The 19,890-nt window shown below is 73.0% G+C and carries 17 protein-coding genes; 4 read left to right on the top strand and 13 right to left on the bottom strand.

Annotated elements, in window-relative coordinates; translation table 11 throughout:
- Nucleotides 1-2: 2 nt before the first annotated feature.
- From Cba03nite_RS00820 to Cba03nite_RS00780, 9 genes are all read right to left on the bottom strand, one after another.
- A complete protein-coding gene (locus Cba03nite_RS00820; RefSeq protein WP_203740519.1) occupies nt 3-512 on the bottom strand; it encodes a DinB family protein in 510 nt (169 codons plus the stop codon).
- Between the two features lie 100 nt (nt 513-612).
- On the bottom strand, nt 613-1,302 hold the full coding sequence (locus Cba03nite_RS00815; protein WP_203740517.1) for an HAD family hydrolase: 690 nt from the start codon (nt 1,300-1,302) through the stop codon (nt 613-615).
- A gap of 80 nt (nt 1,303-1,382) precedes the next feature.
- Nucleotides 1,383-2,630, bottom strand: coding sequence for a hypothetical protein (locus Cba03nite_RS00810; RefSeq protein ID WP_203740515.1), 1,248 nt, complete (start codon nt 2,628-2,630; stop codon nt 1,383-1,385).
- On the bottom strand, nt 2,627-3,154 hold the full coding sequence (locus tag Cba03nite_RS00805; protein ID WP_203740513.1) for a SigE family RNA polymerase sigma factor: 528 nt from the start codon (nt 3,152-3,154) through the stop codon (nt 2,627-2,629). Before Cba03nite_RS00805 ends, Cba03nite_RS00810 begins: the two co-directional genes overlap by 4 nt.
- A 142-nt stretch (nt 3,155-3,296) precedes the next feature.
- Nucleotides 3,297-4,841 (bottom strand): long-chain-fatty-acid--CoA ligase, encoded by a 1,545-nt coding sequence (locus tag Cba03nite_RS00800; protein ID WP_203740511.1) that lies wholly within the window; start codon nt 4,839-4,841, stop codon nt 3,297-3,299.
- Nucleotides 4,838-5,281 (bottom strand): hotdog family protein, encoded by a 444-nt coding sequence (locus tag Cba03nite_RS00795; protein WP_203740509.1) that lies wholly within the window; start codon nt 5,279-5,281, stop codon nt 4,838-4,840. The genes Cba03nite_RS00800 and Cba03nite_RS00795 overlap by 4 nt, the downstream gene beginning before the upstream one ends.
- Nucleotides 5,278-6,450 (bottom strand): acyl-CoA dehydrogenase family protein, encoded by a 1,173-nt coding sequence (locus Cba03nite_RS00790; protein ID WP_203740507.1) that lies wholly within the window; start codon nt 6,448-6,450, stop codon nt 5,278-5,280. The genes Cba03nite_RS00795 and Cba03nite_RS00790 overlap by 4 nt, the downstream gene beginning before the upstream one ends.
- Nucleotides 6,451-6,473: 23 nt before the next feature.
- Nucleotides 6,474-7,235, bottom strand: coding sequence for a 3-oxoacyl-ACP reductase FabG (fabG, locus tag Cba03nite_RS00785; protein WP_203740506.1), 762 nt, complete (start codon nt 7,233-7,235; stop codon nt 6,474-6,476).
- Nucleotides 7,236-7,315: 80 nt separating this feature from the next.
- Complete coding sequence (locus Cba03nite_RS00780) at nt 7,316-8,464, bottom strand: acyl-CoA dehydrogenase family protein (protein ID WP_203740504.1); 1,149 nt, start codon at nt 8,462-8,464, stop codon at nt 7,316-7,318.
- A gap of 88 nt (nt 8,465-8,552) precedes the next feature.
- Here Cba03nite_RS00780 and Cba03nite_RS00775 point away from each other — a divergent pair, with 88 nt between their 5' ends.
- From Cba03nite_RS00775 to Cba03nite_RS00765, 3 genes are all read left to right on the top strand, one after another.
- Nucleotides 8,553-9,188 (top strand): TetR/AcrR family transcriptional regulator, encoded by a 636-nt coding sequence (locus tag Cba03nite_RS00775; RefSeq protein WP_203740502.1) that lies wholly within the window; start codon nt 8,553-8,555, stop codon nt 9,186-9,188.
- 406 nt (nt 9,189-9,594) lie between these two features.
- The gene (locus Cba03nite_RS00770) at nt 9,595-11,055 is read left to right on the top strand and encodes an aldehyde dehydrogenase family protein (protein WP_203740500.1); all 1,461 of its coding nucleotides are present in this window, start codon (nt 9,595-9,597) and stop codon (nt 11,053-11,055) included.
- The gene (locus Cba03nite_RS00765; protein WP_203740498.1) at nt 11,052-12,140 is read left to right on the top strand and encodes a zinc-binding dehydrogenase; all 1,089 of its coding nucleotides are present in this window, start codon (nt 11,052-11,054) and stop codon (nt 12,138-12,140) included. The genes Cba03nite_RS00770 and Cba03nite_RS00765 overlap by 4 nt, the downstream gene beginning before the upstream one ends.
- Before the next feature lie 217 nt (nt 12,141-12,357).
- On the opposite strand, the gene Cba03nite_RS00760 is transcribed toward Cba03nite_RS00765, so the two are convergent.
- From Cba03nite_RS00760 to Cba03nite_RS00750, 3 genes are all read right to left on the bottom strand, one after another.
- The gene (locus Cba03nite_RS00760) at nt 12,358-15,321 is read right to left on the bottom strand and encodes an AAA family ATPase (protein ID WP_203740496.1); all 2,964 of its coding nucleotides are present in this window, start codon (nt 15,319-15,321) and stop codon (nt 12,358-12,360) included.
- Nucleotides 15,322-15,392: 71 nt separating this feature from the next.
- Nucleotides 15,393-16,013, bottom strand: a complete 621-nt coding sequence (locus Cba03nite_RS00755; RefSeq protein ID WP_203740494.1) for a TetR/AcrR family transcriptional regulator — start codon at nt 16,011-16,013, stop codon at nt 15,393-15,395.
- Between the two features lie 342 nt (nt 16,014-16,355).
- Complete coding sequence (locus tag Cba03nite_RS00750) at nt 16,356-17,138, bottom strand: SDR family oxidoreductase (RefSeq protein WP_239125363.1); 783 nt, start codon at nt 17,136-17,138, stop codon at nt 16,356-16,358.
- A 180-nt stretch (nt 17,139-17,318) separates the two neighbouring features.
- Here Cba03nite_RS00750 and Cba03nite_RS00745 point away from each other — a divergent pair, with 180 nt between their 5' ends.
- Nucleotides 17,319-18,539 (top strand): acetyl-CoA C-acetyltransferase, encoded by a 1,221-nt coding sequence (locus Cba03nite_RS00745; RefSeq protein ID WP_203740490.1) that lies wholly within the window; start codon nt 17,319-17,321, stop codon nt 18,537-18,539.
- 61 nt (nt 18,540-18,600) lie between these two features.
- Here Cba03nite_RS00745 and Cba03nite_RS00740 read toward each other — a convergent pair whose 3' ends face one another.
- Complete coding sequence (locus Cba03nite_RS00740; RefSeq protein WP_203740488.1) at nt 18,601-19,878, bottom strand: ABC transporter substrate-binding protein; 1,278 nt, start codon at nt 19,876-19,878, stop codon at nt 18,601-18,603.
- Nucleotides 19,879-19,890: the final 12 nt, after the last annotated feature.

Here is a 19,890-nt window from a genome sequence, read left to right as displayed (position 1 = left end):
GCTCAGTGGCCCTTGACGCCGTCGACCAGCTCGCGCACCACGTCGAGGTGGCCGTTGTGCCGGGCGATCTCCTCGATCAGGTGGAACAGGATCCAGCGCAGGGTGACCGGCGCGTCGGTGCTGCGCACGTGCCGCTGCGACATCGTGTCCAGGTCCAGCGACGCGACCAGCTCGCGGTAGCGGGCGCTCTGCGCGTCGTACTCGTCGAGCAGCTGCCCGAGCGGGAAGTCGAGCGCGATCCGGAACTCGCGGTCCGGGTCCTCCCGGGTCCACGGGGCGGCGGTGTCCTCCTCGCCCAGCAGCATGACCTGGATCCACCAGTACTCCACCCAGCGCACGTGGTTGACCAGCCCCGCCACCGTCATCAGCGGCGAGTCCGGCAGCGGCGCCTTGCGCGCGTCCGCGTCGGAGATGCCCTCGCACTTGGCCCGCACGGTGGCGCGGGTGTAGTCGAGGAACGTGGTCAGGGTGGCCCGCTCGTCCCAGCTGGACGGCACGTCGGTTCGCGTCATACGGGTGATCATGCTGGCCGGGGCGGGGGCTGTCGAACCGATATGAGCCGGGCCACGGCCAGATCGTCCAGCCGGGAGCCCGCCGTCCACCGCCGGCCGCTCAGGCCAGGGCGGCCCGCAGCACCGCGGCCGTGTCGGCCAGCGACGGCAGCACCGCGTCGGCACCGGCGTCGGCCAGTTCCTCGGCGCTGCACGAGCCGGTGGCGACGCCGATCGCGAGCGCCCCGTTCGCGCGGGCCGCCTCGATGTCGTGCGGGGTGTCGCCGATGACCACGACCTGCCGCGCGGGCAGGGTCGCGGCGTACTTGGCCTGCGCCCGCTCGTGTGCCAGCCGCACCAGCACCGAGCGGATACCGTCGTCGCAGCCGTAACCGCCGACCTCCAGGTCGATCGGGTCCAGCAGGCCGAACGCGGACAGCTTCAGGTGCGCGGCCTCCCGGATGTTCCCGGTCACCACCGACTGCACCACGCCCTGGTGCCCGGCCAGCGCGGCCAGCGCCTGCGCCGCCCCGCTCAGCGCCGCGCCACGTGCCACGAGCTGCGGCCGGGACGCCAGCGTGTGCTCGGCCAGGTGGACGAAGAACTCCTTGACCAGCTCCGGGGAGACCTCCCGGCCGTGCCACTCCAGCGCAGTGGTGAAGATCCAGTGGTCGGTACGCCCGCCGAACTCGGGCAGGCGCGGGGGCTGCTCGCCCACCAGCGCCGCGTACGCCGCGACGAACACGTCCCGGCCGACCCGGCCGCCGTCGATCAGAGTCCGGTCGATGTCCCAGAGGATGAGGCGGTGCACTCTGTGAAGGCTTCACGGCAGCCGCGCACCTGTCAAGGCCCCCTGACGCGGGCAAGCGCACACGTCAGAGGGCCTTGAGCTCAGGAGCAGCGCCAGCGCACCGGCACGTGGTCCTTGCCGTACGGCTCGCTCAGCTGCCGCAGCCCGACCAGCACCCGGCCGTCGTCGCTCACGGAGTAGACCTGCACATGCCACGGCGTCTGCCCGGCCGGCGCGGGTACCGCGGTCCGGTCGCCCGCCGGGGACAGCAACCACAGCGACCCGGCCGGAGTCGGTACCGGGGTCCGCGTCTGCCCCCTGGGGCCGAACACCGGTTCCGTCTCGTGCACGGTCCAGCCCTGCGCGTTGACGACGGTGGGAGGGCCGGACCGGCCGAGTGACTGGGCCTTTCCCGTGCGCAGATTCCACAGCACGCCGGTGATGCCGGACCCTCGCTGCCCGGTCCCATCGGGTAGCAGGACCTGTCCGACGACCCAGCCGCCCCGGATGGCGTAGACGCTCACGTTACGGCCGGTCACACCATCGATGGTCGGGGTCAGCTCCTGCCATGAGCCGTCGGGACGGAGCGCGTACGCCATCTGGTCCTTGGCACTGTTCTCATACCCACCCATCACGATGGTGCCGTCGTCGTCGATGCCGCGGACCAGTACGCCGTGCCGCCAGTCACCCGGCGGCAGCGGCAACAGCTCCATCGGCGAGTCAGGGGTCCGCCAGCGCACCGGTTGGCCACCCGGACCGTCCGGGCCCGAGCTGATGGTGCCGGCGATGACGCCGCTCTCGTTCAGGTCACTCGCGAAGGCCTCGCCGTCGAGCCGGGTGAACTCGCCATCGCGGTACACCCAGGCCGACTCCTTTCCGTCGATCACCGCCGAGGCAAGCGCGGTGCCGGCGGAGTTGACGTCGTGGAAGTACTGCAGCCTGCCGGGCAGCGACAGACGGCGCACCGCGTCCCCGTCCCAGAAGAGCAGATCGCGGTCGTACTTCTTGGCGTCGACGTCGGTCCCACCGACCGCGTACCGGCCGGTCGGGTCGACCTGGTAGACGACGCCGTAGGTGGCCCCGTCGGGCAGCGGCAGGCTGCCGAGAGTGCACGAGGTCGGCAGGGATGGTCCGGCGGACGGCGACACCGCCGGGTCAGGGGCGCTGCCGGGCGCGCCCGGCCACAGGCTCCAGGTCGCGATCGCGGCGACCGCCAGCGCCGCCGCGGTGGTGCCGACGGCCGCGCGCCGCCGCCTGCGCCGCCGGGTGATCGTGAGTGCCCGTTCGGTCACGTCGTAGCTGCCCGCGCGCTCGCCGATGTCGGTGAGCAGTTGCCTCAGGTCGGTCATGCGCTCACTCCGTTCGGCTCCTTGACCAGCACGTGTAGCTCCGGGGCCAGTTCACGCAGCCGCCCGAGTGCGTACGACGTCTGGCTCTTGACCGTGCCCACGGAGACGCCGAGCGCCTCGGCGGCGTCGGCCTCGGACAGGTCCTCGAAGTAGCGCAGCACGATCACGGCGCGCTGCTTGCGGGTCAGCTTCGCCAGCGCCTGCTCCAGCAGGAGGCGGCGTACGGTCTCGGCGGCCATGTCCGGCCCGGACCCGGATTCGGGCAGCTCGGCCGTGGTCAGCTCGCTGCGCAGGTGGCGGCTGCGCCGCCAGGACGAGACGTGCTCGTGGTACATCACCTTGCGCACGTAGGCGTCCGGCACGCCGGTGCGGGACACCTTCGGCCATTTCGACGCCAGCCTGACCAGCGTGTTCTGCAGCAGGTCCTCGGCCGCGTGGTGCTCGCCGGTCAGCAGGTACGCCACCCGTGACAGCCTGGCCAGCCGCGCGTGCACGAACTCGCGGAACCCTTCGTCGTCCGCCAACCCGTCACCTCCCCGTTCCGTGGGTCCGACCTTTCGACCCACGTACACGGGCAGCGGCACCACCGAGGTTGGAACCCTAGGCGAAGAGAGTTAGGAAGGGCACCTTCTACTACGGAAAACGATAAGAAGGTGCCCTTCCTTTTCAGGAGAGGAGGCGGCGGAGTTCGCGTTTGAGGACCTTGTGGCTGGGGCCCATGGGGAGGTCGTCGCGGAAGTGCACGCGGCGGGGGTACTTGTGCTTGCCGAGCTGGTCGCGGGACCAGTCGATGAGGGACTGCTCGGTGACGGGGTCGGCGTCGGGGCGGAGGACGACGACGGCGCAGATCTCCTCGCCGTGGACGGCGTCGGGGACGCCGATGACGGAGACCAGCTCGACGGCGGGGTGGCGGGCGAGGACCTCCTCGACCTCGCGCGGGTAGACGTTGAAGCCGCCGCGGATGACGATGTCCTTCTTGCGGTCCACGATGGCGATGAAGCCGTCGGCGTCCTTGGTGCCCAGGTCGCCGGTGCGGAACCAGCCGTCGACCACGGCCTGCGCGGTCGCCTCGGGGTTGCCGTGGTAGCCCGCGAACACGTTGTGGCCGCGGATCACGATCTCGCCCAGCTCGCCTGTGCCCAGCAGCTCGATGCGGTCGTCGACCTCGGCGCGGGCGATCTCCACCTCGACGCCCCAGATGGGATGCCCGATGGTGCCGGCGCGGACGCCGAAGTGGGGCTGGTTGGTGGTGGCGGTGGGCGAGGTCTCGGACAGGCCGTAGCCCTCGAAGATCGTGGTCGAGAAGGCTGCGTTGAACCGCTCCAGCACCGCGACCGGCAGCGCGGCCCCGCCGGATATGGACAGGCGCAGCTTCGGCAGATCCTCGCGTCCCGCCGCGGCTTCGAGCAGGGCGACATACATGGTGGGTACGCCGTGGAAGACGTCCACGCCCTCCCGCACCATCAGGTCCAGCGCCGCCTCGCCGGTGAACCGGGCCAGCAGCACCAGCGTCGCGCCGATGCGGAACGCGCCGTTCATGCCGACGGTCTGCCCGAACGTGTGGAACAGCGGCAGGCAGCCGAGCACGATGTCGGTGGGGCGGGCGTCGTTGGCGTCGAAGCTGTTCACGGTCGCGTTCAGCACCATGTTGAGGTGGGTGAGCACCGCGCCCTTGGGCCGCCCGGTGGTCCCGCTGGTGTAGAAGATGACCGCCGGGTCGTTCGGCTCACGGGTGGCGTACGAGCGCAGCGGCGCGACGCTCGCGCTCACGTCCTCCAGCCGGGCCGGGCCGGTGCCGCCCGCCTCCAGATCGGGGCGCGGCCCGACGCTGACCAGGGGCACGCCCGCCTCGGCAGCGGCCGGGGCGCCGAGCGCGAGCAGGCCGCTGTGGCAGACGACGAGCTTCGCGCCGCTGTCGCGCAGCACGTACGCGGCCTCGCCCGGGGTGAGCAGGAGGTGCACCGGCACCACGACGCCGCCCGCCGCGAGCACCCCGTAGTAGGCGCGCGGGAAGTCGGTCACGTTCGGCACTACGAGTGCGACCGCGTCGCCGGGCCGGACGCCCAGCTCGCGCAGGCCGGCGGCGTACTCCAGCGCCTGCCGCCACAGGTCGGCATAGGTCTCGCGGCCGAACGCGTCGACGACGGCGACCTTGTCCGGCCGGCGGCGGGCCGCCTCGGCCAGCACGGCGGCCAGGGATAGCGTGCTCACGGCTCCTCCTCGAAGTAGATGCGGCTGACCGTCTCGGCGACGCAGCACGGTTTGTCCTGGCCGTCGGCGCGTATGGTCAGCTGGGTGATGAGCTGCACGCCACCCGGCATGCCATCGTCCACGGGTTCGACCTCGGCGATGCGGGCGAGCAGCCGTATCGCGGCGCCCACCGGCACGGGCGCCGGGAAGCGCACCCGGTTGACCCCGTAGTTCACGCCCAGCCGCACGTTGTCGAACCGGTACACGTCGTGCACCAGCAGCGGCAGCAGGGACAGGGTGAGGTAGCCGGGCGCCGCCGCGCCCAGCCCGGTGCAGCGCGGCCCGCCGGTCGCGTCGGCGAACGCGTCCAGCCGTGCCTGGTCCACCCGCTGCCAGGGGCCGGGCCCGATGCACTGGCCGACGGCGGCGGCCAGTTCCTGCGCGGAGGTGAACACCCTCATGCCAGGTGCCCGCCTATCTTCGTGTACCCGCGCAGCAGGTCCCGGGAGATGATCAGGCGCTGCATCTCGTCGGTGCCCTCGTAGATGCGCAGCAGCCGCATCTGGCGGTACCAGCGCTCCACCGGCAGCTCACGGGTGTAGCCCATGCCGCCGTGGATCTGCATGACCCGGTCCACCAGCCGGTTGATCATGCCGGCGCCGTAGAGCTTGGCCATGGAGGACGAGTGGCGCGGGTCCTGGCCCTGGTCAACCGTCCACGCGGCGCGCAGCACCAGCCAGCGGGCCGCCTCCAGCTCCGTCTCCGAGTCCGCGATCATCCACTGGATCGCCTGGTAGTCGGCGATCGGGTGGCCGAACGTCTGCCGGGTGTTCGCGTAGTCGACGGCCATCTGCAGGGCGCGTTCGCCGACGCCGAGCGCGTGCGACGGGATGATGTAACGACCCTTGCCGATCCACTGCATGCCCAGCTCGAAGCCCTGGCCGACCTCGCCGAGGATGTTGCGGGAGGGCACCCGCACGTCGTCGAAGACCAGCGAGGCCGGGGTCGCCGGGCCCATGGTGGCGATCGGCTCCGAACGCCACCCCATCGCCCGGTCCACCAGGAACGCGGTGGTGCCGCCGCCGCGTACCCCCTTGTCCCTGTCGGTGACCGCGACGACGATGGCGAAGTCGGCGTCGTTGCCGTTGGTGATGAAGGTCTTCTCGCCGTTGAGGATCCAGTCGTCGCCGTCGCGGCGGGCGGACATCTTGATGTTCGCCGCGTCGGAGCCGGCGCCCGGCTCGGTGATGGCGAAGCAGGACACCCGCTCGCCCTCGATGGTGGGCAGCAGGTACTCCGCGCGCTGCGTGTCGTTGGCGTGGAACAGGATGTTGTCGGCCTCGCCGCCGAAGCGGAACGGCACCAGCGTGTGCCCGACCTCGGTCCAGATCAGCGACTGCATGACGGCGGGCAGGTCCATGCCGCCGTGCTCCTCCGGGGTGGCCAGGCCCCAGAAGCCGAAGGCGCGCGCCTTGAGCTGCAGCTCGCGCAGCTCGCTACGCTCGATGCCGGGCTGTCCGGCCCGCTCGCGGCGCAGCAGCTCGTGCTCCAGCGGCACGACCTCCTTGCGGATGAACGCGCGGGCGGTGTCGCGGATCGCCCGCTCCTCGTCGGTGAGCGAGAAGTCCACAGTGGTCCTCTTTCCGGTGGTTGTTAGCGGGCTCCGCCGTTGACGTACAGGGTCTGCCCGGTCACGAACGACGCGTCGTCGCTGGCCAGGAACGCGATCACCGAGGCGATCTCCTCGGGCTGGGCCACCCGGCGCAGCGGCGTGTGCTCCGACGCCCACTGCTGGTGCGCCTCAGCCGTCGAACCGACCCGCTCGGCGGTCGCGGCCGTCATCGCGGTGGCCACGTAACCGGGCGCGACCGCGTTCACGCAGATGTTGAACGGCCCCAGCTCGATCGCCAGCGTCGCGGTCAGCCCCTGCACCCCCGCCTTGGCCGCCGCATAGTTGGCCTGCCCCCGGTTGCCCAGCGCCGACCGGCTGCTCAGATTCACGATCTTGCCGTACTTCTGCCCCACCATGTGCTGCTGCACCGCCTGGCACAGATAGAACATGCTGGTCAGGTTCGTGTTCAGCACCGCGTGCCAGTCCGCCGCGCTCATCTTGAACAGCAGATCGTCCCGCGTGATCCCCGCGTTGTTCACCAGGATGTCCAGCCGCCCGTGATCTCCCACCACCCGATCGACGGTCGCGATCACCGCCGCCTCATCCGTGACGTCACACCCGTACCCCGTGGCCACCCCGCCGGCGTCCCGGATCTCCTTCGCGAGCGCCTCGCTGCGCTCCTCACTGAGATCCACCACGGCAACCGTGGCGCCCTCCCCGGCCAGCCGCTTCGCGGTCGCCGCCCCGATGCCCTGCGCGCCCCCGGTCACCACCGCGACCCGCCCGCCGAACCTGTTCCCCATGCTCATGTCCTCCCTTGAAAGGAAGGGCACCTTCTTAACGCTATCCGTAGTAGAAGGTGCCCTTCTTAACGTCTCGCTGGTCAGAAGGCGTTCACGCCGGTGAGGGCGCGGCCGATCAGCAGCTGCTGGATCTGGCTGGTGCCCTCGTAGAGGGTGGTCACCCGCGCGTCGCGCAGGTACTTGCCGACCGGGTACTCGTCGACGTAGCCGTACCCGCCGAACACCTGGAGGGCCTTGTTCGCCGCGCGCACCGCGGCCTCGCTGGCGAACAGCTTCGCCATCGACGCCTCGGTCGCGAACGGCTGTCCCCGGTCGATCAGGTCGGCGACCCGCCACACCAGCAGCCGGGCCGCCGCGGTGTCCACCGCGACATCCGAGATCAACTGCTGGACCAGCTGGTACGCCGCGATCGGCTTGCCGAACTGGGTGCGCTGCGTCGCGTACGCCACCGACGCGTCCAGGCAGCCCTGCGCGATGCCGACACACCCGGCCGCGACCGACATCCGGCCCTTGTCCAGCGTGGACATGGCCAGGTGGAAGCCGCGCCCCTCGGTGCCGAGCACCGCGTCGCCGGGCACCCGCACCCCGTCGAGCACCAGCTCGGCGGTGGGCTGGCCGCGCAGCCCGAGCTTGCCGTGGATCTCGCGCCGGGTCAGCCCCGGCGCGTCCGTGGGCACCAGGAACGCGGTGACGCCGCGCGGCCCCGGCCCGCCGGTGCGCGCGAACACCAGCGCCACATCGGCCCAGGTGCCGTTGGTGATGAAGATCTTCGAGCCGGTGAGGCGCCAGCCGTCGCCGTCACGCTCGGCGCGGGTGGTCAGCGACGCGGCGTCGGAGCCCGTGCCCGGCTCGGTCAGCGCGAAGCAGCCGAGCAGGTCGCCCCCGCACAGGCCGGGCAGCCAGCGCTGCCGCTGCGCGTCGGTGCCGTACGCCGAGATGCTCTTGGCGACCAGCCCCAGCGAGACCGACACCAGCCCGCGCACGGACGAGTCGCCCCGGCCCAGCTCCTCCAGCACCAGGCAGTACGCCAGGTGGTCGCCGCCGCTGCCGCCGTGCTCCTCGGCGACGGTCAGGCCGAGGAAGCCCAGCTCGCCGAGCTGCTTGACCACGGTGCGGTCGACGCTCTCGCGCCGGTCCCACTCGGCCGCGTGCGGCGCCACCTCGCGGTCGACGAACTCGGCGGCGAGCCGGCGCAGCGCGGCGTGTTCCGGCGACAGTGTCATGTCCACGCCAATAAACTAGCGGTGAAAGTTTTATCGCGTCCAGACCCCGCTGTGGCAGAGTTTCGGGCGAGCACCGACAGAGGGAGAACCGCCCATGCCCCGGCCGAGCCAGGCCCTGCTGAGCCGGCAGCGCATCGTCGAGACGGCCGCCACGATGATCGACGCGGACGGGCTGGCCGCCTTCTCGACCCGCCGGCTGGCCGCCGAGCTGGGGGTACGCGGGCCGTCGCTGTACAACCACTTCGCCACCAAGGACGACATCCTGGACGCGGTCGCCGACGCGATCATCGCGGGCGTGGACGTGTCGTTCTTCACCACGCACGACTGGCGGGACGCGCTGAAGCTGTGGGCGCGGTCGTACCGGGCGGCGCTCACCGCGCATCCGAACATCGTCCCGTTCCTGGCCCAGGGCCCGGGGCGGCGGCCGGCGGCGCTGCACATGGCCGACGCGGTGTACGGGGCGCTGGTCAAGGCGGGGTGGCCGCCCGCGCGGGCCACGCACATCGGCGCGGTGATGCGGTACCTGGTGGCGGGGTCGTCGCTGGGGTCGTTCGCGCGGGGCTTCGTGGAGGATCCGGAGTTGTACGCGGCGCACTATCCGCACCTGTCCCAGGCCCATCGCCTGGCGGAGCACCAACACAGCGTCGACGAAGGGGCGTTCGCCCTCGGGCTGGACGCGCTGATCGACGGCTTGTCCCGGGAGTACGACGCCACGGTCGCCCCGCGCTGACGGTGCGGCACGTTTCGGCAGGTCAGAAACCTACCTAAGTCCGTCCGCCGAGGGTCTCGGCACGTCGGCCGCTGATGATTGCTAGTTCGTGTCAAGATCTGCGGCCTGAGCACAGGTTCTGACACGAGACAGCGATCTTCGACCGAACCCGCCCGAGGGAGCACCGAAACACCCCGGCCGCGGTGGACGGCGGCCTCGTCCGTCCCAGGCCCGGCGTGCTCCGGGCGTGCACCGTGCGACCCGACCCTGGTTCCCGGGGCGGAGTCGTACTACAGTCGAAACTTGCAGCGCTAGTTTTGCGGGCCTCGGCCATCGGCCGGAGCCCGCCCGCTATCGCGGCCCGACGGCGTCGTCCCCGCTCCCCCGCGGTCCCGCCCTGCACGGCCGCCCGATGGGAAGGGACCGCATGGACCTGGCAGCCGCGGCGACGCATCCGGGGCGTACCACCCCGATCGCCGACCGCACCGCGTTCTATATCGACGGGCGCTGGACCGCCCCGCACGGCACCGGCGTCATCGCCGTGGAGGACCCGACCACCGAGCAGGTGATCGCGCACGTGCCCGCCGGTGACACGGTGGACGTGGACCGCGCCGTCGCCGCCGCGAAGGCCGCGTTCGGCCCGTGGTCGGCGCTGGCCCCGGCCGAGCGCGCGGCACACCTGAACCGCCTGCACACCGCCTTGGCCGCGCGAGCCGAGAACATCGCCGCCACGGTCGCCCGCGAGCTGGGCACCCCCCTCAAGATCTCCGCCAAGGTGCAGGCCGGCCTGCCGCTGACCGTGCTGAAGTCGTACGCCGAGCTGGCCGCCGAACCCGCGCCGACGCACACCGTCGGCAACTCGCTGATCGTGGGCGAGCCCGTCGGCGTGGTCGGCGCGATCACCCCGTGGAACTATCCGCTGCACCAGATCGTGGCCAAGCTGGCCGCCGCGCTGGCCGCGGGCTGCACCGTGGTGCTCAAGCCCGCCGACCTGACCCCGCTGGTGGCGTACCTGCTGTTCGACGCGGTCGACGAGGCGGGCCTGCCGCCGGGCGTGGCCAACCTGGTCACCGGGCCGGGTTCGGTGGTCGGCTCGGCCATCGCCGGGCACCCCGACGTGGACCTGGTGTCGTTCACCGGCTCGACCGCGGTCGGCGCGCGCATCTCGCACCTGGCCGCCGACCGCATCGCGCGGGTGTCGCTGGAGCTGGGCGGCAAGTCGGCCAACGTGATCCTGGCGGACGCCGACCTGCGGCGCGCGGTGAAGACCGGCGTCGGGAACGCGTTCCTCAACTCGGGCCAGACGTGCACCGCGTGGACCCGCATGCTGGTGCACCGCTCGCGGTACGAGGAGGCGCTGGCCATCGCCGCCGAGGCGGCCGCGGGGCAGACGCCCGGCGACCCGTTCGACGCGGCCACCCGGCTCGGGCCGCTGGCCTCGGCCGCGCAGCGCGAGACGGTGCGTGGGTACATCGCGCGCGGGCTCGCCGACGGGGCGCGGCTGATCGCGGGCGGCCTGGACGCGCCGGTGCCGGACCGGGGCCACTTCGTGGCGGCGACGGTGCTGGCCGATGTGGACCCGGACAGCGTGGTGGCCCAGGAGGAGATCTTCGGGCCGGTGCTGGTGGTGATCCCGTTCGACACCGACGACGAGGCCGTCGCCATCGCCAACAACTCCCGGTACGGCCTGGCCGGCGCGGTCTGGTCCGGCGACGAGGAACGGGCGCTGGCTGTGGCCCGGCGTTTGCGCACCGGCGCCGTGGACGTCAACGGGGCGCCGTTCAACCCGCTGGCCCCGTTCGGCGGGTACAAGCAGTCCGGCATCGGCCGCGAGCTGGGCCGGCACGGGCTGCAGGAGTTCCTCGAGACCAAGGCGATCCAGCGATGAGCGCCGCGACGGTACGCGCGCTGGTCTGCCACGGGGCCGGGGCGCCGCTGGCCGTCGAGCCGATCGTGCTGCCCGAGCTCGGTCCGCGTGACGTGCGCGTGCGCATCCGTGCCGCCGGGGTGTGCCACTCCGATCTGTCCATGGTGAACGGGACCCTCGCCGCGGCGTACCCCCTCGTCCTGGGGCATGAGGCGGCGGGCGTGGTGACCGCGGCGGGGCCGGAGGCGTCGGTCGCTGTGGGCGCGCACGTGGTGCTGAACTGGGCGCCGCCCTGCCGCCGCTGCTGGTTCTGCACCCACGAGCAGCCGTGGCTGTGCGAGACCGCGGGCGTCGCGAGCACGCCCCGGGGCACTCTCGCCGACGGTACGCCACTGAACGTCACCCTCGGTCTCGGCGCGCTCGCCGAGGAGGTCGTGGTGGGCGACCACGCCGTCATCGCGGTGCCCGAGGAGCTGCCGTTCCACACCGCGGCGCTGCTCGGCTGTGCGGTGCTCACCGGGGTAGGCGCGGTGCTGCGTACCGCCGCGCTGCGGCCCGGCGAGTCCGCGCTGGTCATCGGGCTGGGCGGGGTCGGGCTGTCCACGGTGATGGCGGCGCGCGCCGCCGGGGCCGGTGCGGTGATCGCCGTGGACGTCTCCGACGCCAAGCGGGAGCTGGCCCTGGCCGCCGGGGCGACCCACTTCCTGGTCTCCGGCGACGAGCTGAGCGGCCAGGTGCGCGGGCTGACCGAACGCCGCGGCGCGGATCACGCCTTCGAGTGCGTGGGCCGGGCCGCGACCATCCGCGCGGCCTGGCGGGCCACCCGGCGCGGCGGCCAGGTGACCGTCGTCGGCATGGGCGCCAAGGACGACATGGTCAGCCTCGCCGCGCTGGACGTGTTCCACTCGGCCCGCACGCTGCGCTCGTCGGTGTACGGCAACTCCGACCCCGACCGCGACCTGCCCGGCCTGGCCCGCCAGGTCCTGGCCGGCGACCTCGACCCGGCGGCGCTCATCACCGACCGGATCACCCTCGACGAGGCCCCGGAGGCCTTCGCCCGCATGTCCCGCGGCGAAGGCGCCCGCTCGGTCATCCTCTTCTCCTGACCCCGTCCGCCCCAGTTTCGGGGAAAGTGCAGATAAGGCGTCGCTCATTCGTGCACTTTCCCCGCAACTGCGGACGCATCCGGGCGCGGCCACGGACCACTCACGAGCCCCCCGGGCGACGCCCGCCCAAGATCCGCCGACTTGCCTGGCACATGGGCGAATGGACGGTCAAGATACGCCCATCTGCCCGGCAAGTCGGTGGATCAAGCGAGCCCCGCTAGGTGAGGGCCTTGGCGAGTTCGGTGCGGGAGCGGATGTTGAGGCGGGCGAAGATGTTGCGCATGTGGTGGTCGACGGTGCGGGTGCTGAGGAAGAGGTGGGCGGCCACTTCGCGGTTGGTCGCGCCGTCGCGGACCAGGCGGGCGATCTGCAGCTGCTGAGCGGTGAGGACGTCGGCGGCGCGGACCGCGGGGGCGTCCACCGCCTCGCCCGCCGCGCGCAGCTCGGCGCGGGCCTGGTCGGTCCAGGCGGGCACGTCGAGGCGGGTGAACGTCTCCAGCGCGTGGTGCAGGTGCTCGCGCGCGTCGCGGGGGCGGCGGGCGCGGCGCAGCTCCTGGCCGAACAGCAGCTCGGTGCGGGCGCGTTCGAAGTCGGCCTCCCCGGCCAGGTGCAGCGTCAGCGCCTGCTGGAAGTGCTCCTCGGCGGCGGCGCTGCCACGCGGGGCGAGCAGCGCGTGGCAGCGCGCCGACAGCGCCCGGCGCACCGGGTCGCCGGTGGACGCGGCCCACCCGTCGAATCCGGCCAGCGCCGCGACGGCCTGTTCCCGCCCGTCGGCGCGGACCGCGGCCTCGACCAGCCATGGCGTCGCCATGGCCTGCACCACGACATGCCCCCGGCCGGTACGCGGGCAGGCGATCGCCGCGATCCTGGTGACCGTGTCGGCGGGCCGCCCGGCCAGCAGGTCGAGCACGGCCAGCGCCCACTGGCTCAGCGCCTTGGGACGGTTGGTCTGCCCGGTGCCCGGCGCCACCTCGATGTCGCGGATGCGGCGCAGGGACAGCTCGCGCTCGCCCCGGATGGCCGCGAGCACCGCCAGCATCGCCTGGTGGTCCCCGGCGTAGTTGCCCTGCCCGCAGGCCCGCGCGGCGCGCAGCCCGTGCAGGCTGGTGGCGGCGGCCGCGTCGTACCGGCCCAGCCAGTACTCGGCGTAGGCGGCCATCTCCAGGGCGAGCGGCAGCGCGGACACGTCGCCGGTGTCCCTGGCCACCTCGACCGCGCGGGCGGCGAGCCGGTGCGCGCCCACGTCGTCGGCCAGCAGCAGCGCGGACGCGGCGGCGCAGGTGAGCGGGGCGGCGCTGTCCAGCGCGGCGCCGAGGTCGATGGTGCGCCGCAGCGGCCGCAGCGCCCGGTCGTGGCGCCCGAGGAACGTCGCGCCGAACCCGGCGATGTGCTCGAACACCACCTCCAGGTCGGCGGGGTCGCCGGGACGGCGCAGCGCCGCCGCCCGCGTGGCGACCTCGACGTAGCGGGGGTGGTCGCCGGAGAAGCAGACCGCCTCGCTGGCCCGCAGCAGCGCCAGCACGGCCAGCTCGCGGCGGGTGCCGGCGAGCCGGTCGGCCAGCGACAGCAGCGACTCGACGGCGTTGACGGTGGCCCCGGCGCGCAGCTCGATCTCGCCGGACAGCACCTCGCTCTCGGCGGTGGCGGCCCGGTCTCGGGCCCCCGGGTGAGCGCGTCGCAGCAGGCTGCGGGCCCGGTGCGGGCTGCCGGACTGCCAGGCGTAGCGGGCGGCGGTGACCAGGCGGCTGGCCGCTCCGGCGGGTTCGGTGGTGAGCTGCGCGGCGTGCTCGAGTGCCGCCGAGGCGCGCGAGTAACCGCCGTCGCCCGCCGCGTCCTCCAGCTCCGCGGCCAGCCGCGCGTCGGGTCCGTACGCGGCGGCGGCCAGGTGCACGGCCCGCCGCAGCCGCTCCCGGTCGGGGTCGAGCGTGCGGGCCAGGTGCAGGTGGGCGGCGCGGCGCTGGGCCAGCGGCGCCTCCTCGTAGGCCAGTGTGCGGGCCAGCGGCTGCGGGAACACGATGCCGCCCCGGCCGACCCGGACCAGCCCGGCGTCCTCGGCCGGGGCGAGCGCGGCGATGTCCACTCCGGACCCGAGCGCGGCGCGGACCAGCCCGGCCGCGTCGTTCTCCTCGTCGGCCGCGGCGAGCAGCAGCAGCCAGCGCGTGTCGGAGGGCAGCCGGTCGAGGCGGGCGCGGTATGCCCGCAGCAGCGCGCTGTCGGCGGGCAGCCGGGTGGGCAGCGGCGCCTCGCCGCGGCGCTGGCTGTCGGTGAGCGAGGCGGCGAGGTCTGCCAGCGCGCGCGGATTGCCGCCGCCCAGCGCGGCCAGCGCCGCGAGCGGATCGCCGTCACCGCCGTCGCCGTCGAGCGCGCCGGGCAGCGCCTCCAGGCCGGCGGCGCACCCGAGCGCCGGGGACGTGCCCGCCGGGCCGCCGTCCAGCGTGTCGCCGCCCAGCGGGGAGGCCGGGAGCGGGCCGTCCGGCACATGGCCGCGCAGCAGGTGGGCCGTGAGCGGGCCGTCCGGTTCGTCACCGCGCAGCAGGTCGGCGAGCATGGTTCGGCTCGCGCGCGGGTCCAGCTCGCGGACGGGCAGCAGTGGTACGCCGCTGAGCGCGGGCTCGGCGGAGGCGGCGAGCAGCAGGGCCACCCGGTGCGCGCGCAGCCGCCGCGCGACGAACGCGATGACGTCGAGGGAGGGCCGGTCCAGCGCGTGCACGTCGTCCACGCAGCACAGCACGAGGTGTTCCCGGCCCAGCTCGCCGAGCAGGGTGAGCACCGCCATGGCCAGGGCGAGCCGGTCGCCGTCGGCGCAGCCCGCGCCGGACAGCGCCCCGGTCAGCACGCGCGCCTGCAGCGGGGGCAGCAGCGCGATGCGGTCGGTGACCGGCTGGAGCAGGCCTTGCAGCCCGGCGTATGGCAGGTCGGCCTCCTCCGCGAGCCCGGTGGTCTCCAGCAGGCAGGTGCCCTCGGGCACGGTCGCGGCGGCGGCGCGCAGCAGCGCGGTCTTGCCGCTGCCCAGGTCGCCGTGCAGGAGGAGGGCGCCGCCGGTGCCGGACGCCGCGGCGGCCAGCAGCGCGGCGACGGTCTGCTGCTCGCGCTCGCGGCCGCGCAGCGGGAGCTGGTGGGCCGCCGGGCGCGGCGCTACCGCGACCTGCCCGGACGAGCCGCGCTCCGTTGGTATGTGCACTGTCGATGCATTTACCATGCCCCACAGTGTTACCTATAAGTAACGGGATTGGAAAGACGTGAATCGTGCCGCTATGCCATGCCGGAGGCCATGGCGTTCAGCAGCAGCGCGGTGACCGTGCGGACCATGACGCCGCGCGCCTGGTCGACGTCCAGCCCGAGGCCGTCGCGCAGCATGGACCAGTTGGACCACATGGCGGCCGCGAGCAGCGCGTGCAGCAGCTGCTCCCGCCCCGCGCCGGCCATCTCCAGCTCCGGCGCGAACAGCACGGTCACCTCGTCGCGTACCCGGTCGATGTGCTTGAGCCGGTTGCGGTGCAGCTGCGCGGACACCGGCTCGCGCATCGCCGCCGCCCGCGCCATGGGGGCGATCAGCTGGAGCAGCTCGGCGCGCTGGGCGCAGAACTCCTCCACCCGGCGGCGCAGCGGCAGCGCCGGATCCACCGGGCGGTACGCGGCGTCCTGGCTGGCCAGCACGCGTGCGCCGCTCGCCTCGAAGAGCGTCTCCATGTCGGCGAAGTTGGTCCACAGCGCGCGCAGCGACACCCCGGCCCGCTCGGCGATGCGCTCACCGGTCGGCCGCAGATCACCCTCGGTGATCAGGGCGAGGTGCGCGTCCACGATCGCGGCGCGGGTCCGCTCGGCGCGGGCGGTCCGCCCGTCGACCCTGCCCGCGGTGCCCGTCCTGGTCATCGCGCCACCGCCTGTCTCTCCGCGGTCCGCCGACCGCCCTACCGTAAGTGCACGCAGAGTGTAGTCGCGCGGCCGCGCCCGGCCCGCAGGCCGAACGCGCCGCCCGGAGGTATCCCCGGCCCGGGTTCACAACTTCTGTGTTGTAGCCACAACACCGAAGTTGTGGGCTGCGGCGACAGGTACCTCGCCGAGCGGTGCGCGCTGCCCGAAGGGGTCGATCAGCCTGCCGGAGGCAGTCACGCGGCCCAGGACCGCAACCTCTGGGTTGCGCGCGCGTCGCAGGGTTGCCGGCCGCGCCGGCGAGCGCACCCCGCCTGGTCCTGACCCACGTCTAGCACGGCGTCACCCCGTGCCGAGGCGCTTTTCCAGGTCCTGCTGCAGCCGGTTCATGCCGCGCAGCCACCGGTCCGGGTCGGTCGCGCGGCGCTGGTAGAAGTCGGCCACCTCGCCGTGCGGCAGCACCAGGAAGCTGTCGCCGCCCAGCGCCTCGACCACGGCCTCGGCGACCTCCTCGGCGCTGATCGCGCCCGGATCGAGCAGCACCCCGCCGCCGGGACCGGACGCCTCCAGCATCGGGGTGCGCACGCCCTGCGGGCACAGCGCCTGCACGGTGATGCCGCGGTGGGCGTAGCTGGCACGCAGCCATTCGGCGTAGCTGACCGCCGCGTGCTTGGTGACCGCGTACGGCGCGTTGCCGAGCATGGTGAGCAGCCCGGCCGCCGAGGCGGTGACCAGCAGGCGGCCCCGGCCCGCGGCCAGCCAGCGCGGCAGCAGCGCCTCGGCGGCGTGCACGTGTGCCAGCACGTTGACCCGCCAGGCCAGCTCCCACGCGTTGGCCGCCTCGGCGGGCGGGGCCACGCCCGCGTTGGCGCAGAACAGGTCCAGCGCGCCGAAGGACTCCCAGGCGAAGTCGACCAGGGCCGCGACCTGCGCGGGGTCGGTCACGTCGGCCGGGAACGCCGGGCCGCCCACCTCGGCGGCGACCCGCTGCGCCGCGACGGGATCACGGTCGTTGACGACCACCCGCGCGCCGGCCGCGGTGAGACGGCGGGCCAGGGCGGCGCCGATGCCGGACCCGGCACCGGTGACGACGACCGCGGCGCCGTCGAGGAGAAGGGCGGTCACAGGGGATTCCTTCCGGTCAGCTAGTTGCACTAGCAGTGCTGATATTAGGGACGCCATGCGGCCCGGTCAACGCGTGTCATGAGGGTGACAAGGCCCACCCGGCACGCCATTGACATGGGCCACCAGAAAGACGCAGCGTGAGTGCATAAAGTTTGCCCGTACTCGTGAAAGGACAAGGACGTGCCTGAAGCTGTGGTGGTCGCCGCCGCCCGCTCCCCGATCGGCCGTGCCAACAAGGGCTCGCTCGTCACGAAACGCCCCGACGACCTGGCCGCCGACATCGTACGCGCGGCGCTGGACCAGGTGCCCGGCCTGGACCCGCGCGAGATCGGCGACCTGGTGCTCGGCTGCGGCCAGCCGGCCGGGGAGCAGGGCCACAACCTCGGCCGCGTGGTCGCCACCATGCTGGGATTCGACCACCTCCCCGGCACCACCATCAACCGCTACTGCTCGTCCTCGCTGCAGACCACCCGGATGGCGCTGCACGCGATCAAGGCGGGCGAGGGCGACGTGTTCCTCTCCGTCGGCGTCGAGTGCGTGTCCCGCTACGGCAACGGCCGCAGCGACGGCATGCCCGGCACCCGCAACGACGTGTTCGCCGGCGCCCTGGCCCGCACCGAGGCCCGCGCCGAGGCCGGGGCGGGCACCTGGCACGACCCGCGCGAGGACGGCGAGCTGCCCGACGTGTACATCGCCATGGGCCAGACCGCCGAGAACGTGGCCCAGCTCCGGGGGATCTCCCGTGAGCTGCAGGACGAGTTCGCCTGCCGCTCGCAGAACCTCGCCGAGCAGGCGATCAAGGACGGCTTCTGGGCGCGCGAGATCACCCCGGTGACGCTGCCGGACGGCACCGTGGTCAGCGCCGACGACGGCCCGCGCCCCGGCACCACCATGGAGGCGCTGTCCGGCCTCAAACCCGTGTTCCGGCCCGACGGCACGGTGACCGCGGGCAACGCGTGCCCGCTCAACGACGGCGCCGCCGCCCTGGTCATCATGTCCGACCGGCGCGCCGCCGAGCTGGGCCTGACCCCGCTGGCCCGCATCGTCAGCACCGGCCTGTCCGGCCTGTCCCCCGAGATCATGGGCCTGGGACCGGTCGAGGCGTCACGCCAGGCGCTGGCCCGCGCAGGCATGTCCATCAAGGACGTCGACCTGGTCGAGATCAACGAGGCGTTCGCGGTCCAGGTCGTCGCCAGCGCCGCCGAGCTGGGCATCGAGTGGGACAAGCTGAACGTCAACGGCGGCGCGATCGCCGTCGGCCACCCCTTCGGCATGACCGGCGCCCGCATCACCAACACCCTGCTCAACTCGCTGCGCTGGCACGACAAGAGCATCGGCCTGGAGACCATGTGCGTCGGCGGCGGCCAGGGCATGGCCATGGTCCTGGAGCGCCTGTCCTGACCTCGCCCAACCTGAAGGCCCGGTACGCACGACGCGTACCGGGCCGCTTCCGGTCAGCGGATCAGGCGGACGGGATGCTGTTGGCGGGCGGCGTGGGACGCTGCTCGCCGTACTCGTTGACCGGGCCGGACTCCGAGTCGGTCTCGTAGACCGGGCCGAAGAACTCCTGCGAGTCGCCGCTGACCTTGGTCAGGCGGTGGCCGCCGAAGCCGGAGTGGTCGTCCTTGGAGAAGCGCAGCGGCGCGTACCACGGGCCCTTGAAGCCGCCCTTCTCGACCGCGGCGATCAGGCCCTCGCGGGTCAGGTCCTTGCCGGCCGCCTGCAGCGACTGCACGAACAGGTACGCCACCGACATGCCGTACACCGCGTTGCCGTTGAACGGGGCGGCGCTGTTGTACTGGTCGTGGATCTTCTTGAACATCGCGGTCCACGGGTCGGCCGCGTCCACCGGCGAGGGCAGGTTGGACACACCGATCATGCCCTCCAGCAGCACCTTGCCCGCGCCCAGCGTCTTGGCCAGGGTCTGGTAGTCGGAGCCGACGTTGGAGACCACCCACTGCGGCTTGAAGCCGATGCGGGCGGCGGTGCCCATGGACAGCGCGGTGAAGCCCGGCACGGTGGCCAGCACGACGACCTCGCAGCCCGCCGCCTTCAGCGCGCCGATCTGCGGGGCGACGTTGGTGTTGCTGGTGACGTACTTCTCCTTGGCCACCACGGCGCCCGCGCCGAGCACCTGCTCGACGCCGACCAGGCTGTCCCGGCCGAAGTCGTCGTCCTGGCCGAAGAAGCACACCTTCTTGCCCGCGTAGGTGGCCTTGATGTGGGTGGCCAGGATCTTGCCCTCGACCGTGTAGTCGGTGTTGAAGCCGAACGTGGTCGGGTACTTCGACGGCTGGTCCCAGCTGCGGCTGCCGGAGGCTACGAACAGGTCCGGCACCCGGTTGGTCTTGAGGAAGTCGAGCACGCCGGTGTGGGTGGGCGTGCCCAGGCCGTTCAGGATCGCGAAGACCTTGTCCTCCAGGACCAGTTTGCGCACCACGGTCTGGGTGTTGGCCGGGTTGTAGCCGTCGTCAAGGAACTTGTAGTTGATCTTACGGCCGTGCACCCCGCCGTTGGCGTTGACGTAGTCGAAGTACGCCTTGCTGGCGGGCGCGATCTCCGAGTAGCCGGCCGCGGCGGGACCGGTCAGCGGCATGTGCGAGCCGACCAGGATCTCGGTGGCCGACACGCCCGGCACCTCGGCGGGCGGGGTGTTCGCGTCGTCGCTGCAGGCCGCGACGGCGGTGAGCAGCGCGGCGGCCGCGGCGAGCGCGACACCGCGTCGGGTCAGGGCATTCATGGTGACACCGAT

It is taken from the genome of Catellatospora bangladeshensis, assembly GCF_016862575.1.
Classification (GTDB): Bacteria; Actinomycetota; Actinomycetes; order Mycobacteriales; family Micromonosporaceae; genus Catellatospora; species Catellatospora bangladeshensis.
This window is presented reverse-complemented; position numbering and strand designations above follow the sequence as displayed.